Source organism: Streptococcus gallolyticus subsp. gallolyticus DSM 16831, from assembly GCF_002000985.1.
Classification (GTDB): domain Bacteria; phylum Bacillota; class Bacilli; order Lactobacillales; family Streptococcaceae; genus Streptococcus; species Streptococcus gallolyticus.
On record NZ_CP018822.1, the window covers coordinates 1,457,919 to 1,473,908 of the forward strand.

At 37.5% G+C, this 15,990-nt stretch carries 15 protein-coding genes, 2 pseudogenes and 1 other annotated feature; of the genes and pseudogenes, 2 read left to right on the forward strand and 15 right to left on the reverse strand.

Features of this window, described 5'->3' with window-relative positions:
* Positions 1–54 precede the first annotated feature (54 nt).
* The 5 genes from aroC to BTR42_RS07395 are packed head-to-tail and all read right to left on the reverse strand — an operon-like array spanning position 55 to position 5,009.
* On the reverse strand, positions 55–1,221 hold the full coding sequence (gene aroC / locus BTR42_RS07375) for a chorismate synthase (protein WP_009854452.1): 1,167 nt from the start codon (positions 1,219–1,221) through the stop codon (positions 55–57).
* A 1-nt stretch (position 1,222) separates the two neighbouring features.
* Positions 1,223–2,290, reverse strand: coding sequence for a 3-dehydroquinate synthase (gene aroB, locus BTR42_RS07380; protein WP_077497016.1), 1,068 nt, complete (start codon positions 2,288–2,290; stop codon positions 1,223–1,225).
* A gap of 22 nt (positions 2,291–2,312) precedes the next feature.
* The gene (locus BTR42_RS07385; RefSeq protein ID WP_077497018.1) at positions 2,313–3,182 is read right to left on the reverse strand and encodes a shikimate dehydrogenase; all 870 of its coding nucleotides are present in this window, start codon (positions 3,180–3,182) and stop codon (positions 2,313–2,315) included.
* A complete protein-coding gene (aroD, locus tag BTR42_RS07390) occupies positions 3,172–3,849 on the reverse strand; it encodes a type I 3-dehydroquinate dehydratase (RefSeq protein ID WP_009854455.1) in 678 nt (225 codons plus the stop codon). The genes BTR42_RS07385 and aroD overlap by 11 nt, the downstream gene beginning before the upstream one ends.
* On the reverse strand, positions 3,846–5,009 hold the full coding sequence (locus BTR42_RS07395) for a class I SAM-dependent rRNA methyltransferase (protein ID WP_077497020.1): 1,164 nt from the start codon (positions 5,007–5,009) through the stop codon (positions 3,846–3,848). Before BTR42_RS07395 ends, aroD begins: the two co-directional genes overlap by 4 nt.
* Before the next feature lie 134 nt (positions 5,010–5,143).
* On the opposite strand from BTR42_RS07395, the gene BTR42_RS07400 reads away from it, so the two are divergent.
* On the forward strand, positions 5,144–7,312 hold the full coding sequence (locus tag BTR42_RS07400; protein ID WP_012962119.1) for an LTA synthase family protein: 2,169 nt from the start codon (positions 5,144–5,146) through the stop codon (positions 7,310–7,312).
* A 388-nt stretch (positions 7,313–7,700) separates the two neighbouring features.
* Here the strand turns inward: BTR42_RS07400 and rplT are convergent, their stop codons facing one another.
* The 5 genes from rplT to BTR42_RS07425 all read right to left on the reverse strand — a co-directional run bounded on the left by rplT (position 7,701) and on the right by BTR42_RS07425 (position 10,236).
* Positions 7,701–8,060, reverse strand: a complete 360-nt coding sequence (gene rplT / locus BTR42_RS07405; RefSeq protein ID WP_000124839.1) for a 50S ribosomal protein L20 — start codon at positions 8,058–8,060, stop codon at positions 7,701–7,703.
* A gap of 51 nt (positions 8,061–8,111) precedes the next feature.
* Positions 8,112–8,312, reverse strand: coding sequence for a 50S ribosomal protein L35 (gene rpmI, locus BTR42_RS07410; RefSeq protein WP_003065422.1), 201 nt, complete (start codon positions 8,310–8,312; stop codon positions 8,112–8,114).
* Between the two features lie 37 nt (positions 8,313–8,349).
* The gene (infC, locus tag BTR42_RS07415) at positions 8,350–8,880 is read right to left on the reverse strand and encodes a translation initiation factor IF-3 (protein WP_003065423.1); all 531 of its coding nucleotides are present in this window, start codon (positions 8,878–8,880) and stop codon (positions 8,350–8,352) included.
* Between the two features lie 14 nt (positions 8,881–8,894).
* Positions 8,895–9,022: a sequence feature (ribosomal protein L20 leader region), on the reverse strand.
* A gap of 23 nt (positions 9,023–9,045) precedes the next feature.
* Positions 9,046–9,726 (reverse strand): (d)CMP kinase, encoded by a 681-nt coding sequence (gene cmk / locus BTR42_RS07420; RefSeq protein ID WP_077497022.1) that lies wholly within the window; start codon positions 9,724–9,726, stop codon positions 9,046–9,048.
* Between the two features lie 15 nt (positions 9,727–9,741).
* Positions 9,742–10,236: an SAG1386/EF1546 family surface-associated protein gene (locus BTR42_RS07425; RefSeq protein ID WP_009854460.1), complete on the reverse strand. Its 495-nt coding sequence runs from the start codon at positions 10,234–10,236 to the stop codon at positions 9,742–9,744.
* A 44-nt stretch (positions 10,237–10,280) separates the two neighbouring features.
* Here BTR42_RS07425 and BTR42_RS07430 point away from each other — a divergent pair, with 44 nt between their 5' ends.
* Positions 10,281–10,478, forward strand: coding sequence for a ferredoxin (locus tag BTR42_RS07430; RefSeq protein WP_009854461.1), 198 nt, complete (start codon positions 10,281–10,283; stop codon positions 10,476–10,478).
* Here the strand turns inward: BTR42_RS07430 and BTR42_RS07435 are convergent.
* The 5 genes and pseudogenes from BTR42_RS07435 to BTR42_RS13035 all read right to left on the reverse strand — a co-directional run.
* Positions 10,465–10,956, reverse strand: a complete 492-nt coding sequence (locus BTR42_RS07435) for an EbsA family protein (RefSeq protein ID WP_009854462.1) — start codon at positions 10,954–10,956, stop codon at positions 10,465–10,467. The two genes, BTR42_RS07430 and BTR42_RS07435, sit on opposite strands and share 14 nt — an antisense overlap.
* A gap of 53 nt (positions 10,957–11,009) precedes the next feature.
* Positions 11,010–12,227, reverse strand: coding sequence for a peptidase T (gene pepT, locus BTR42_RS07440; protein ID WP_077497024.1), 1,218 nt, complete (start codon positions 12,225–12,227; stop codon positions 11,010–11,012).
* A 161-nt stretch (positions 12,228–12,388) separates the two neighbouring features.
* Positions 12,389–12,970: a DUF6287 domain-containing protein gene (locus tag BTR42_RS07445; protein WP_077497026.1), complete on the reverse strand. Its 582-nt coding sequence runs from the start codon at positions 12,968–12,970 to the stop codon at positions 12,389–12,391.
* A 12-nt stretch (positions 12,971–12,982) separates the two neighbouring features.
* A pseudogene (locus BTR42_RS07450) lies at positions 12,983–15,148 on the reverse strand (GBS Bsp-like repeat-containing protein); the annotation flags it as partial.
* Between the two features lie 9 nt (positions 15,149–15,157).
* Positions 15,158–15,955 (reverse strand): annotated as a pseudogene (locus tag BTR42_RS13035) (GBS Bsp-like repeat-containing protein); the annotation flags it as partial.
* Between the last annotated feature and the right edge of the window lie 35 nt (positions 15,956–15,990).

The following is a 15,990-nucleotide window of genomic DNA, read 5'->3' on the forward strand; positions in this document are numbered from 1 at the left end:
CTTTATAGCAATATTGGAGAGCATACGCCCTCCAATTGTCAAAATGTTATGTTTTTAAAAATGTTTGACATAATCACGATGACGAGCGACAGCTTCTTTTAATTCCTCAAGATTATCAGAAGAGAATTTTTCAAGAATTTCATCTGCCACAACAGTTGCAACAACTGCTTCCATAACAACACCTGCTGCTGGAAGAGCTGTTGGGTCTGAACGTTCAACCGTTGCTTTGTATGGCTCATGTGTTTCAATATCAACTGACATCAAAGGTTTATAAAGTGTTGGAATAGGTTTCATGACTCCTCGAACAACAATTGGTTGTCCATTAGTCATACCACCTTCAAAACCACCAAGATTATTGGTACGACGAGTGTAGCCATCTTCTTCGTTCCAAAGAATTTCATCCATGACTTGGCTTCCTTTGAGGTAACCATCTTTAAATCCTAAACCAAATTCAACTCCCTTGAAAGCATTGATTGAAACGACCGCACCTGCAATTTTTGCATCAAGTTTCTTGTCCCATTGAACATAAGAACCAAGACCAACTGGAACGCCACCGACAACAGTTTCAACAACACCGCCAATAGTATCACCATCTTTTTTGATTTGGTCAATATAATCTTTGATTTCTTGTTCACGCTCTTGATTGACAATTGAAACTTCTGATTGACTAGCCAATTCTTTAATTTGTGAAACAGTCAGTCCCTCTGGAACATCAATCTCTTTGCCACCAAAAACAACAACGTGATTAGCAATTTCGATATCAAGCTCTGCTAAAATACGTTTTGCCACCGCTCCAACGGCTACACGCATTGTTGTTTCACGTGCAGATGAGCGTTCAAGAGAATTACGCAAATCTTCAAAACGGTATTTCATCCCACCAACAAGGTCAGCATGCCCTGGACGCGGATGAGTAATTTTACGTTTTGTTTTTAAGCTATCATCAATATCCTCAACTGCCATAATATCAAGCCATTTTTCATGGTCTTTATTGATGACATGAAGGGTAATTGGAGCACCAGTTGTTTTTCCGTGACGTACACCAGATGTGATTTCTACCTTATCTGATTCGATTTTCATACGCCCACCACGTCCATAACCACCTTGGCGTCGTTTTAAATCAACATTAATATCCTCAGCAGTTAAAGGAAGCCCTGCAGGAACTCCTTCGATAATTGCTGTCAAACGCGGTCCGTGGGATTCACCAGCTGTCAAATATCTCATTTTACTTCTCCAAATACTCTTTCATCTCTTCAAGTGGGATCTGATTGATCGCTGCGCTACCAAGCTCTGGTACAATAACTGTCTTAATCATTTTACCGCGAGCTTTCTTATCATGTACTAAAGCACCATAAAGTTCGTCAACATGCCATGGTTTGTAATCCGTAGGCAAACCAAATTTTTGGCACATGTCAAAAATTTCTTTTGTAATGCCTTGAGGCATCAAGCCTTTTTTCTCAGCAACACGCGAAATTTGTACCATTCCAATGGCAACAGCTTCACCATGCATGACTTTTCCATAACCAGCAGTCGCTTCAACCGCATGACCAATGGTATGACCAAAGTTAAGATAAAGGCGAACACCGTTATCAAGTTCATCTTCAACAACAACTTTACGTTTGACATTGCACGAACGGTAAATAATGCTCTCAGCGTGTTCTAAGATACTTTCAGGAGAGCCATCCATAGCAGATAATTCTTCCCAAAGTTCAACATCATCAATCAAACCATATTTGATAACTTCACCCATACCTTCAATGAGTTCACGTTTACCAAGACTTTGTAAGGTTTCAGGGTCGATTAAAACACCATCTGGTTGGGTGAATGTTCCCACCATATTTTTGGCAAACGGCGTATTAACCCCTGTTTTACCACCAATAGATGAATCAACTTGAGCTGTTAAACTCGTCGGAATTTGCAAGAAATGAATGCCACGCATATAGGTAGATGCTACAAAACCTGCCAAATCTCCTACGACACCACCACCAAGCGCAACAATACCGTCACTGCGTGTCATGCCATTTTTGACAAGAAATTCATAAGCTTTGTTAACTGTTTTTAAATTTTTAGAAGCTTCACCTTCTAAAAAGTCAAAAACAATCACTTTAAAACCAGCATTTTCAATACTTAGCTTAACCTTTTCAGCATATAAACTGCCAACATGATTATCAGTAATAATAGCGATTTTTTGTGGTTTCCAAAGTTTTTTGACCCAATCGCCAGCTTTTGATAAGACACCTTTTTCAATCACAATATCATAAGGTGTTTGTGGGAGATTAACATTCAATTTCATTCGCGTCACCTATCAGTTGTTCTTATTTCGTGTTGTATTTTTCTTCAAGCGCTGACCAGATTTCAGCTGTAGGCATTGTTTCACCAGTCCAGATTTCGAAAGCTTCAGCAGCTTGGAATAAAAGCATTCCTAAACCATTAAGAGCTGTTAAACCTTTGCTACGAGCTAATTTCAAAAATGGTGTTTCAAATGGTTGATAAATCGTATCAGCAACCAACAAACCTGCTGGGAATTCAAAATCTTCTGTAATAATCATTGATTTTCCGTCCATACCTACGCTTGTAGCATTGACGAAAAGTTGTGATTCTAAAACTTTTTCTTGAATCGTTTTTAAATCTTCAACTGGATAAACAGTGATAGATACACCCGTTTTGTCGGCAAATTCTTGCGCTTTTTCACGTGTCGCCTCTAAAAACTGAGTTTGGTTAAAAATGTTAATATGACTAGCACCATTCAGAGCAGCTTGCGCAATGAGTGCTGTGGCAGCTCCGCCACCACCAAGAATCGTCATCGTTTTATCTTTAACATCAAAATCAGCAAACGTTGCTAGACTTCTAAAGAAACCAATACCATCTGTATTGTGACCAACTAATTTCCCTTCACGATTAATAACCGTATTAACAGCCCCAATCAATTGGGCAGAATCAGTCAATTCATCCATGTAAGGAATCACTTTTTGTTTGTAAGGCATTGAAATGTTCACACCAAACATATCGTAACGTTTTACATTTTCTAACGTAATTGCCAAATCTTCTTCAGGAATATCCCAAGCGACATAAACACCATTAACACCCGTTTTATCAAAAGCATAGTTATGAATAAATGGTGAAATAGAGTGTTTAATCGGTGTTGCAACAACCGCAGCTAAGCGTGTGTATCCATCAATCTGCATCAAGTACCTCCCTAATATGTTTCATATCTGCAAGAGCAACCTGTCCAGGCGCACTCGCTTGCTCCAAACTAGCAAATGACCACGAAGAGCCAAAAACATCAACAGCAAAACGTGAAACGCGTCCAAGTTTTCCCATAGACATTGTTGCGTATTCTTGCTCTGGATTTAATGTTTTGAAACCACGTGTGTAATTCATCAAATCCAACACATCTTGTTCACTCTGTGGCATAACAGCAACCTTAACCACACGCGGAGCAAGGGCTGTTAGTTCAGAAAATGACTCCATCAAGTTCTCAGGTGTTTCATCAAAATTATGATATGACAAAACAAGATTTGGGAAGTCTAACATTTGTTGAAAAGCTTCTTTATGAGAAAAATATTCAAAATCAACATAGTCTGGGTGGTAAATAGCATTAATATTTTTCAAAAGCTCAACATAGTCACCGTCAGATAAGTTAATGTTGCCACCTTCCTTATCCGTACGAATGGTAAAAATAATTTCTCGACCTGAAAATTTTTCAAAAATAGCTGGCGCAACAGTCATAATGTCATCTTTATCTAAGAAATCTGCTCGCCACTCAATAATATCGACTTCGTCGAATTTCGAAATATCAATCGACTGTGCCTCTTCTAAATTTTTAGGCATTATAGGTACTACTATTTTCATTTTTTAACCTTTATTGTAAATACTTTCAAATAATTACTGTTGACATCTGCTTTGTTAACCGTGAAATCACTTGGCAATTGTTGCAAACGAACATAGTCATGTTTAACAGAAGCAAAGCCTTTTTCTAACTGCTTTTTAAATTGTGCGACCGTCAGGTTAGCTGCATTGGTTGAAGCAATAATGATGCCATCTTCTGACAGAACTTCCAAAGCTTGACTAATCAAGCGGTGATAATCTTTAGCTACAGAAAATGTTTGCTTTTTATTCCGTGCAAAACTTGGCGGATCAATAACAATCAAATCAAAAGTCAATTGTTTACGTTTTGCGTATTTGAAATACTCAAAAACATCCATTACCACAAAATGGTGATTACTCAAGTCAAGACCATTCGCCTCAAAATGCGCTTGTGATAATTCACGTGAGCGTTTTGCAAGGTCAACAGATGTTGTTTCGATAGCGCCACCCATTGCTGCCGCTACTGAAAACGCTGCGGTATATGAAAACATATTAAGGACACGTTTTCCAAGACCAAGTTCATTAATCAAAGTATCACGAACGTCATGTTGGTCTAGAAAAATTCCTGTCATCAACCCGTCATTCATAAAAACACTGTATTTGACACCATTTTCCAAAATAGTAAATGATGCTGGTGCCTCTTGACCATAAATGTGAGCTGATTCGTAATCAAGTCCTTTAAAACGAATTTTCTCATAATCGCCTTTGATAGCTGGATAAACTTTTTGGAAGGCATTTATAATGACATCGCGATACTGATAAATAAACGTATTATACCAAGAAAATACAACAAAATCAGCATAACGATCTATCGTCACACCACCAAAATTATCTCCATCTTGATTAAATAATCGATAAGCCGTCGTCAAATCTGAATTTTCAAAGTTTTGGCGTTGTTTTTTAGCTTTTGTAAACAAGTCCACAAAATAAGATTCTGTCAATTCAATTTTTCTTGAACCCAAGAACCAACCAATCCCCTTATTTTGTTGAGACAAGTAAGCTGTCCCTAAAAACTGATGAGAATGATTGTAAACAGCGACTAACTGATTATCAAAATCAAGTTGATGAAAATCTCTTCCATCCAAAAGTTGAATACCACGCTTAATTTTCTTTTCAACGAAAGAATCCACGTATAGTTTGTTCATGAAGCCTATTATATCAAAAATTCAGAATTTTTCCCACTAAATTTTATATTTCTCACACATAACAAAAAAGTTTTTATGATATAATTGAAACTGAGATTTTATCTTTAGGAAAAAAAATAAAGGAAGTTCCTACAGTGAAAAAATTGAAACAAGTTATCTCACACGTGCTAAACACACGCTTGGGATTCATTTTGACGCTTTTGTTTATGTACTGGCTAAAAACCATGTGGGCTTACCATGTTGACTTTAGTCTTGATTTGGGAAATTTATATCAAGTTTTCCTTTCAATAATCAACCCCATTCCGCTTGGTTTGCTTTTACTTGGATTAAGCCTTTATATTAAGAGGACACGTGTTTTTTATGCCGTTAGTTGGATTATTTACACTATTTTAAATATTCTACTTATCGCTAACGCCATTTATTTCCGTGAGTTTTCTGATTTTATTACTGTTAGTGCAATGCTTGCAAGTAGTAAGGTTTCTGCTGGTTTAGGGGATTCTGCCTTAAATCTACTGCGAGTTTGGGATATTGTCTATATCTTTGATTACATTATCTTAATTATTTTATTTGCTACAAAAAAAATAAAAACAGATAAACGTCCTTTCAACAAACGTGCTAGTTTTGCGATTACAGCATTATCGGCTCTGCTTTTCTCTATCAACCTTTTTATGGCGGAAATTGATAGACCTGAATTGCTAACTCGTGGTTTCTCAAATGTCTATGTCGTTAGAGCGCTTGGTTTACCATCTTTCACCGTCTATAGTGCTAACCAAACTTATCAAGCTGAAAAAGAACGTAGTGAAGCAACTGCTGACGATTTGACCGAGGTTAAGGAATACGTTTCAGAACATTATGCAGCACCAAACTCTAAGTATTATGGTATTGCTCAAGGAAAAAATGTTATCGTTATTCATTTAGAAAGTTTCCAACAATTCTTGATTGACTACAAACTGGAAGTTGATGGACAATCTTATGAAGTAACACCATTCCTTAATTCGCTATATCACTCAAACTCAACTATTTCTTTCTCAAACTTCTTTAACCAAGTTAAGGCTGGTAAGACTTCCGATGCCGAAACATTAATGGAAACATCGCTTTTCGGACTTAGCAGCGGGTCATATATGGTTAACTACGGTGGAGATAATACAGCGTTTGCTGCTCCTTCTATTCTTGCTCAAACAGGCGGATATACTAGCGCTGTATTCCATGGTAATGTCGGTTCGTTCTGGAATCGTAACAATACTTATAAACAGTGGGGATATGACTACTTCTTTGATTCATCATATTTCCAAGAGCAAACTGATGAAAATTCATTCCAATACGGCTTGAATGATAAATACATGTTTGCTGATTCTATTAAGTATTTAGAACACCTTCAACAACCATTCTATACGAAATTTATCACAGTAAGTAACCACTATCCTTACACTAGCTTGGCCGGAGAATCTGATGAAGAAGGTTTCCCACTAGCTCAAACTGATGATGAGACCATTAATGGTTACTTCGCTACAGCTAATTACCTTGATTCTGCCATTGAGGCTTTCTTCAATTATTTAAAAGAATCTGGTTTATATGACAATTCTATTATCGTGCTTTATGGGGATCACTACGGTATTTCAAATTCAAGAAATACTAGCCTAGCTCCTCTACTAGGTAAAGATTCAGAAACTTGGACAGAGTACGATAATGCTATGCTCCAACGTGTTCCATTTATGATTCACATTCCAGGGTACACAGACGGCTTTATTAGTGACACCTATGGTGGTGAGGTTGATGCCTTACCTACACTTCTTCACTTGCTTGGTGTTGATACTAGCAACTATGTTCAACTTGGACAAGATTTGCTTTCTGAGGATAACGACCAAACTGTCGCTCTCAGAACGGCTGGATATTACATCACACCGACATATACAAGTTATAGCGGACATCTCTACTACACAGCGACTGGTGAAGAAATCACCAATCCAGATGAAAGCACTACTGCGGCAACAAAAGAAATCCGCAATGCCGTTGCTAAACAGCTTTCTGTTAGTGACGAAGTCCAGACGGGAGATTTACTCCGCTTTGATACAGATACTGGTTTAGAAACCGTTGATAGTTCGTCGATTTCCTACTCCGACTCCTTGAAGAGCCTGAAATCGATAGAGAAAAAACTAGGTGATGAATCGACAAGCTTGTATAGCGAAAATGGTAACCAATCTACCGTTGACCTCTTTAAAGCTCCAAGCTATATGCAACTGCACAGTAGCTCATCAAGCTCTAGCAGCAGTTCATCGTCATCAAGTTCAAGTGACGGCTCCTAACCCATAATTAACATAATCAAAACAACCAATCACTATTACATTTAGTGATTGGTTGTTTTTGCCTTATACCAATAAGTAAAAATAATCCTTTTCTAGTACTCCTATGATCACCTTTCAAGTCGAAGTTACATTCTAATTTCTCTAGCAGACCCAAAATCGAACTCACAAGTAAATAATAAATCCTGCCTTGCCAACAATATCTTATCACCGTTTTTCGACGGTAATCCCGAACACGCTATTTCAAAATTCTTAACGTCTAAATCATAGCGCACCAGGTAACGATATAAATAGTTCACATGTTTTATTCTATTTGAATACAAAAAAGCACTAAGCTGTAAGCTTAGCGCTCTTAATTGATTGTAAGTAGAACTTACGTTTGTTTTAATTCTTATTTACCAAGTTTAGCTTTAGCTGCATCTGCAAGAGCTGTGAAAGCTGCTGCATCGTTAACTGCTAAATCAGCAAGCATTTTACGGTTAACTTCGATTTCAGCTAATTTCAAACCGTGCATCAATTGTGAGTATGACAAACCATTCATACGAGCTGCTGCATTGATACGTGTGATCCAAAGTTTACGGAAATCACGTTTTTTCTGACGACGGTCACGGTATGCATAGTAGTAAGAGTTCATTACTTGTTCTTTTGCAGTACGGAACAAGATATGTTTTGCACCATAGTAACCTTTAGCAAGTTTCAATACACGTTTACGACGTTTGCGTGATACAACGCCACCTTTAACACGAGCCATTTATATTCTCCTCCAAATAATTCTTAATAATATTGAGTAAATGCTTTATTCTTATTTAAGACCTGAAAGCATTGCTTTAATACGTTTGAAATCTCCTGAGTGCACCATAGCGGCTTTGCGAAGATGACGACGTTGTTTTTTAGTTTTACCGTGGAAACGGTGTGAAGTAAACGCACGGAAGCGTTTCAATCCACCAGAACCTGTACGTTTGAAACGTTTAGCTGATGCGCGGTGAGTTTTTTGTTTTGGCATTTTAGAATTCTCCTCTTAAAATATTTAAAATTGACAATTATTTTTTGTCAGGAATTGGAGCAAGTTGCATGAACATTTGACGTCCATCCATCTTAGCTCGTTGCTCAATAATAGCAATATCTTGCGTTCTTTCTGCAAATTCCGCCAATACCTTTGCTCCAATTTCCTTGTGAGTAATCATACGACCTCTAAAGCGAATTGAGACTTTCACTTTGTTTCCTTTTTCAAGGAATTTACGGCCGTTACGAAGTTTAGTCTCAAAGTCACCTTTATCGATAACTGGGCTAAGACGAACTTCTTTAACAGTCACAACGCTTTGTTTTTTACGTTGTTCCTTACGTTTCTTTTGATACTCAAATTTGAACTTTCCATAGTCCATAATTTTTGCAACAGGTGGCGTAGCTTGTGGCTGAATTAAAACCAAGTCAACATTAGCATCATCAGCAATAGCTTGTGCTTCTGATAATGGTTTAATTCCTAGTTGTTCACCATCAAGACCAACGAGACGAACTTCGCGAACGCGGATTTCATCGTTAATGAATAGATCTTTCTTAGCTATGATTTTCACCTCTTTATTTTTTTAGAGAAAAACAAAAACGGACTTGACAAACCAAGCCCGTACATACATAGTATTCCCGAAGGAATCTTTGACATGTTGGGCCAGACAACCTTAGTCGCAAGGCGAGAAGTTCTCACTTCTGCTTTTCTCATTGTCTCTATTCTATCACAGAGACTAATCCATGTCAATGATTTTTTCTGCTTTTTCTTGAATAAATTTGACAACACCGTCGATATCAACACCAGTTGTATCAAAAGTAATGGCATCATCAGCAGCTTTCAACGGTGAAACTTTACGATGACTGTCTTTGTAATCACGTTCTGCAATTTCACGCTTCAATGTTTCAAAATCCGTTTCAATACCTTTTTCTTGGTTTTCTTTAAAACGACGTTCTGCTCGTTCTTCTACCGACGCAATCAAGAAAATTTTCAATTCTGCATCTGGTAAAACAACCGTTCCAATGTCACGACCATCCATGATGATAGCGCCATTTTTAGCAATGCGACGTTGTTGCTCAACCAGTTCTTCGCGAACTTCTGGTATAGCTGCCACCCAAGAAACGTTGTTTGTCACATCATTTTGGCGGATAGCAAGTGTCACATCTTTGTCACCAACAAAAACAGTTTGACTACCATCTTCGGCACGTCCAAAAGAAATAGAGTGCTTAGACAAAGCTTCTAAAATTTCTTGAACGTTGTTTTCTGTTAATCCATTTTGCAAAGCTAGATAAGTTGCTGAACGATACATTGCTCCAGTATCAAGATAAGTATAGCCAAGATTTTTAGCAATAATCTTGGCTACTGTACTCTTTCCACTTGAAGCAGGACCATCAATCGCAATTCTAATTGATTTCATGATTTCCTTTTCTTCCTAATTAATATAAACTTCATCTCCTGGGTTAGCATACCAATAACCCGATGTCATGTGGTCAGGGTTAAGCTCATAGAGTGTTTCAACTGAAATGCCTGCACGTGCTGCAATAGAAGCTGCACCTTCTCCTGATAAAACAGTAATAGTGTCGCCGCTACCAGTAGAGCTTGAAGATTCAGTTGTATCATCTGAACTTGCATCTGTTGAAGACTCATCAGTCGTTGTTTCAGCAGTTGTCTCTGATGATGACGCTTCTGACGACGAAGAAACAACGCTAGATGATGATGCACCATAAAAATTCGATGTTTCTGATGCTTTATCACTACCACGATTTGAAGTGTAAAAAACAACAAACAAAATCGCAACCACAATGACAAAGAAAATACTAAGCAACGCTGTCAACAAAGGCGTACTAATAGCAGAGCCTTTTGTTTTACGGCTGATTTTAATTTCGTTGTCATCGACTACTTTTTCTTCCCACGGTTGTTTTGCCATAATGTCCCCTTGTTAAATAAATCAATTCATATTACAATAATACTATGAAAGTATCAATAATTCCTGAAAAATGTATTGCTTGCGGCCTATGCCAGACATATTCTAAACTTTTTGATTACCATGATGACGGTATCGTAAAATTTGCTGATTCTGAGGACTTAGAAAAAGTTGTTCCTAACTCAGATCAAGACACCCTCACTGCTATCAAATCTTGCCCAACAAAGGCTCTTACGATTTTGTAGGAGCTTTTTTGTTAGCCTTGTAAGCTTCAAAGTAATCCAGCTTGATAAAATTGTCTATCAATTCTACTTCGCCAAGAAAGTCAGGATGAACTGCCAAAGCATCTAAAAAGTATTTCTTAGGCCATTTTCTCATATAAAAAATACGGTCTGGCTGATTTTTGATTTTTATGATAATACCAGATTTGTTGACTTCAATCTTTTTAATCTGCGCAATCGCTACGCTTGATTTTTTAAAAGGATTCAAAGAAACAATCCGTAATCTTCCATTTTCTTCGATAACGAAATACCGATGAAAACCAAGACCAACCAGCACAATAAAGATAGCAAATAAGATAAAAAATTGACTTGGTATTTTTGTCCGCTCAAACAGTAATGATAAGCCGATAAACATTGGCGCTACAGCAATTGACCAATAGATAATTGACCAAGATAACTCAGGTTGCCAATGGTATCGCATCTTTCCAAAGATTTTAATCATAACAGTCCTCCATTAGTCTAATCTAACAAACAATACTTATGTAAAGCTTAAGGTTATTTTTGGACAATACCGATAATAACATCCACAGCTTTTTCCATTGTTTGAAGACTGACAAATTCAAAGCGACCATGCATATTTTCACCACCTGCAAATAGGTTTGGTGTAGGAATTCCCATAAATGAGATTTTTGAACCATCTGTTCCGCCACGAATTGGCTCGATAACTGGCTTGATTTCCAAATCTTCCATGACTTCTTTAGCAAGTTCAACTGGTGTCATGTCTTTTTCAATGATTTTCTTCATATTGTAGTATTGGTCATGAAGATTGACAATAACACTTTCTTTACCTAATTCAGCATTCATCTTATCAGCGATTTCTTGAACCAATTTTTTACGATTTTCAAATGAGTCGTCTTCAAAATCACGGATAATATATGAGCTGTGCGCTTTTTCCACAGTACCTTCCATACCATGTAAATGGAAGAATCCTTCATAGCCTTCTGTATTTTCAGGACGTTCATTTTCTGGTAGTTGATTATGGAAATCAATCGCTAGTTGCAAAGCGTTAATCATTTGATTTTTAGCTGTTCCTGGGTGAACGTTACGTCCCATGAAATCAACTTCCAAAGCAGCTGCACTAAATGTTTCGTATTGAATTTCGCCAAGTGGTCCACCATCGACCGTGTAAGCAAAGTCAACGTTGAAATCATCAACATCGAATTTATCAGCACCGACACCGATTTCTTCGTCAGGACCAAAACCAACACGAATCTCACCATGTTTGATTTCAGGATGAGCTACCAAGTATTCAACGGCTGTCATGATTTCAGCGATACCTGATTTATCATCAGAACCAAGAAGGGTTGTTCCGTCAGTTGTTACCAAGGTTTGACCAAGGTAGTTATTTAAATTTGGAAATTCTTCTGGGTTGAGGGCATAACCAGATTGACCAACTTCAATAGCGCCACCTGCATAATTTTCAATAACTTGTGGCTTGATACCTTCAGCGTTAAAATCAGCCGTATCCATGTGTGCGATAAAACCAATTTTTCGTGTTTTTGTTGAATCGTTAGCTGGTAAAGTACCAACAAGATAGCCATTTGTCAAATAGTGTACATCTTGCAAACCAACTGCCTCCATCTCAGGCTTCAAAACGTTTAATGCAAAATCGACTTGAGTCTGAGTTGAAGGTGTTGTAGTACTATCAGGATTACTACGCGTATTCACTTTCACGTAGCTTAAAAAACGATTTAATAAATTTTCGTAAGACATTATTCACCTCTATTTTTTTCATTACCATTATAGCATAAAAAAACAGTCCAGTGGACTGTTTTTTAACGAGTCTTGAAATTAATGAACGAGTTCAGTCCAGTGGACTGTTTTTTCATGAGGCTTGAAATTAATAAACGAGTTCGTTTTAAAATTTAAGACTTTTATTCTGATACATGATAATAAGCTTTGTTAGCGATATCTCCAGAACTAATATCGGCAGAAGAAATAATACGGTCTTTTGATACCTCAGAATTATCACTTTGTCCGTTCAAATAATCACTAGAAAAGCTAGTATTAGCAGGTACAATGTAAAGTGTCACATTTGTTTTTGACCCTGTTTGAACATCTAAGAGTAAGATTCCATTTTGATCAATATCCAGAAAATCAGCCGTTAACCCTTCTGTTGCCAATCCTGCATCATTAAACGTCAAAGTTTCCCCAGAAGCATTCTGCCACGTTCCAGCCATTGTTGAATAGTCTGCTTTCAAAATAGCACCTGTATTAATTGGAGCTAACGTAACTTCTGTTGATGGTGAACTTTCTGTTGATGATGCTTCTTCTGATTCAGATGAACCAGTTGATGATGTACTTGTCTCACTTGAATTTGTCGATTTCTTAACACTACTACTTACGGTAGTTGACGAAGAACTCTGATTGGTATTATTTTGCGAATGCGTAGAACACGCCGCTAGCAATCCTAAAGACAAAAGTAAGGTTAGGTAACATCTCAATTTCTTTTTCATTGGTAACCTCCTTTACCATGTGAAGCGACCAGTATAATCAATGTTTTCATCTAAAGCATGTGATAATTTAGGTGATACACTTGTATATTGCCATGCCGCTGCTGATGAATAATAAGCAAGGGATTTAGCCGTTTCTTGGTCTAAATAGGTGTATCCATAAACATAGTGAGCTACCCAGAAATTAGACATGCCAAATGTTGATGTGCTAACTTTTCCGCCCTTGATATCCAACCAACTTGCCATTGTATAGTAAACCAAATCACTATAACCAAGGCGAGTCATTTCTTCTTTCCAAGCTTGCGTGTTAGCATTAATATCTCCATTTAGCATTTCTGAAGATTCCATATCATTAACCATAACTGTTGAACTTGAAAGCCCTAATGATTTTGCAACCGAAACAAAGTATTGCGCTTCGGCTTTAGCTTCCGCAGCCGTTTCATAATGTGAATAATGATAAGCTGAAACTTTCAAACCAGCTGCTTGTGCGTTGCTAATTTGAGAACTTGCATATGGATTGGTATAACTTGTTCCTTCTGTCAATTTAACAACCACACCTGTAATTCCTTGACTCTTCAACGATAGGAATTCACTAACTGAAATAACGCCATTATGACTACTGATGTCAATGAAATATGATGATTCTTGCTGAACAGGTTGGTCTGCATTAAAAGTATAGCTACCTAGATTATAACCTGATGTTGTCCCATCACTAAAATCAACATAGACATGCACCGTATAATCACCTTTGATGTAATCATGATACTTTTCATCTACTGTTAAGCTTGCTGTGCCATTAGTAATATCTGATGTTGTGTACCAGTAAAGGTTAGATTGATCACTTTCTGACCAAGCCGCTACACGAATGAATTTCAATTGCTTACTTGTGCTTGTCTCAGAGACTGTAACAGTCAATACTCCACTATCTTTATCATAATTTGAAACAGTTATTGTTGGTGCTGTTGCACTTGTTTCTGTGACTGTAAAACCTTTGGTTACAGCTAAGCCGATAAACTGATTACCGAGTTTGCTTTGCCCATAAACGTGAACATTGTAGTCACCTGAATCATAATGATGATCTTTCAATGAAATGGTACCAGTATAAGTTGATGAATCTTCTTTAGTCGCAGTTAACCAATCAATATCATCTTGTCCGTTTACCGTACTCCAAACTGGTAAAGATACTGATTTGATATAAATTGGCACATTTGTCACCGTGACTTTGTAGGTATTGTCATCAACTTTGGTAATAGTTGTTTGAACATTTGGCTTTTCAATAACAATATCTGTCGCATTCAAACCAACAGCTTTACCTGTTTCAAATGAATACGTGTGAATATGATAAGTTCCATATCCTGAATGATTTTCATATGATGCTAAAGCTGTTCCAGCAGAACTTGCATCGTACCAAACCAAATCATCTTGACCTTCGTCATCTGACCAAACCGCAAATTTAACCTTGCTATAATCCGTTACGGTATTAGAATCCAATGTTAAAGCAATACCATCACTTGTCAGGGTTGCCGTCACATCGTTTTTAGGCGTTGGTTTTGTAATTTGATAAGCTCCCAAAACTTGCCCCACACGTGTACCATCAGCGTAGTCAGTATAAACGTGAACATTGTAAATATCTGAAGTGTTAGAATGATTAGCAATGTCAATCGTTACACGCGCAGAATTATTGGTAATCGTTGGTGTGTACCAGATAAGATCATCCTGCCCTTTATCCTCTGACCAGACAGCGATAGCAACTGATTTGATTGTTTTTGTTGCAGAGCTACCAGTGACAACGACATCAAATGTTGTTTTATCCTCAGCATAATTAACAACTGAAACCGTAGCATTAGGACGAGTATCTACATTATCAAAACCAGATGTTACTGCCAAACCAATTAAGCCACCTGTGATACTGCTTTGTCCATAAATATGGGCGCTATAATGACCATTGTCACTATTATGATTGGCAACTGAAACCGTAGCTTGATAAGTTCCTGTCCCAGTTTGTTTAGCAGAATACCATTTGATGTCATCTTGACCATTGTTATCAGACCAAACAGGTACTAAAATACTAGTAATGCTGTCAGGCACATTACTAATTGTAATGGTGAAATTGCCATTGCTCGTTTGTGTAATATTTGTTGTGACTTCTGGCCGTGCCACCGTTACAGTCATAGCATTCAAACCAGTAGTTTGACCATTTTTGAAAGAATAGGTGTGAATATTGTAAATACCGTAATCTTTATGATTTGATAAATCGATATAAGCCGCACCAGAAGCATCTGCATCATACCAAACCAAATCATCTTGGTCATTATTGTCAGACCAAACCGCAAATTTTAGAGATTCTCCTGCTGTGATAGTTCCATTATATTGAACGGAAAGCGTATTTCCAGAAACAGAAGCCTCTACTAATGATTTTTGAGTCTGGGTTGAAGTCACTTTCTTTGCTGTTGATTGCAATGACGTCGTAAGACTTGCTGTATTGACTTCAGAAACAGTATCAGTATTCACGGTCAAAGTTTCAGTCTCATTGTCATCTTCCGTTGCTTCTTCATCCACAGCGCCAGTAGTTGTAGTGCTTGTTTCTGCTGTTTGAGAATCCTCGCTGACTTCTTCTGCTTTTGTATTGGCACCAAGATTATCAGACGTCTCAGACAATGCTGACTCGTTAGCTACTACTATCGCATCTGTTGTGTCTGTAGTTGCTGAATCTATTGAAGAATTATTTTCAGAAACCGTTGTTTCGTTATCGCTATCTTCTACAAGTGGCTGTTCAGATGACGATTCCGTTGCTTGTTCCGCTTCTGATACAGATGTATCTGCAACAGTGTTTTCTGTCGTCGATGAAACTTGCTCTGTCTGAACATTCTCAGCTGTTGTAGAAATCGTTGTATTTTCATCTGCCAAAACTAAACTTGAACTTAGAAAAGCTCCGATAATCACTGGCGATAAAAGACAACTTCGCAGGACATTCTTTTTCAAATGCATTCCTCCTCTTTCTTACTTCCTTTTCATCATTGTAA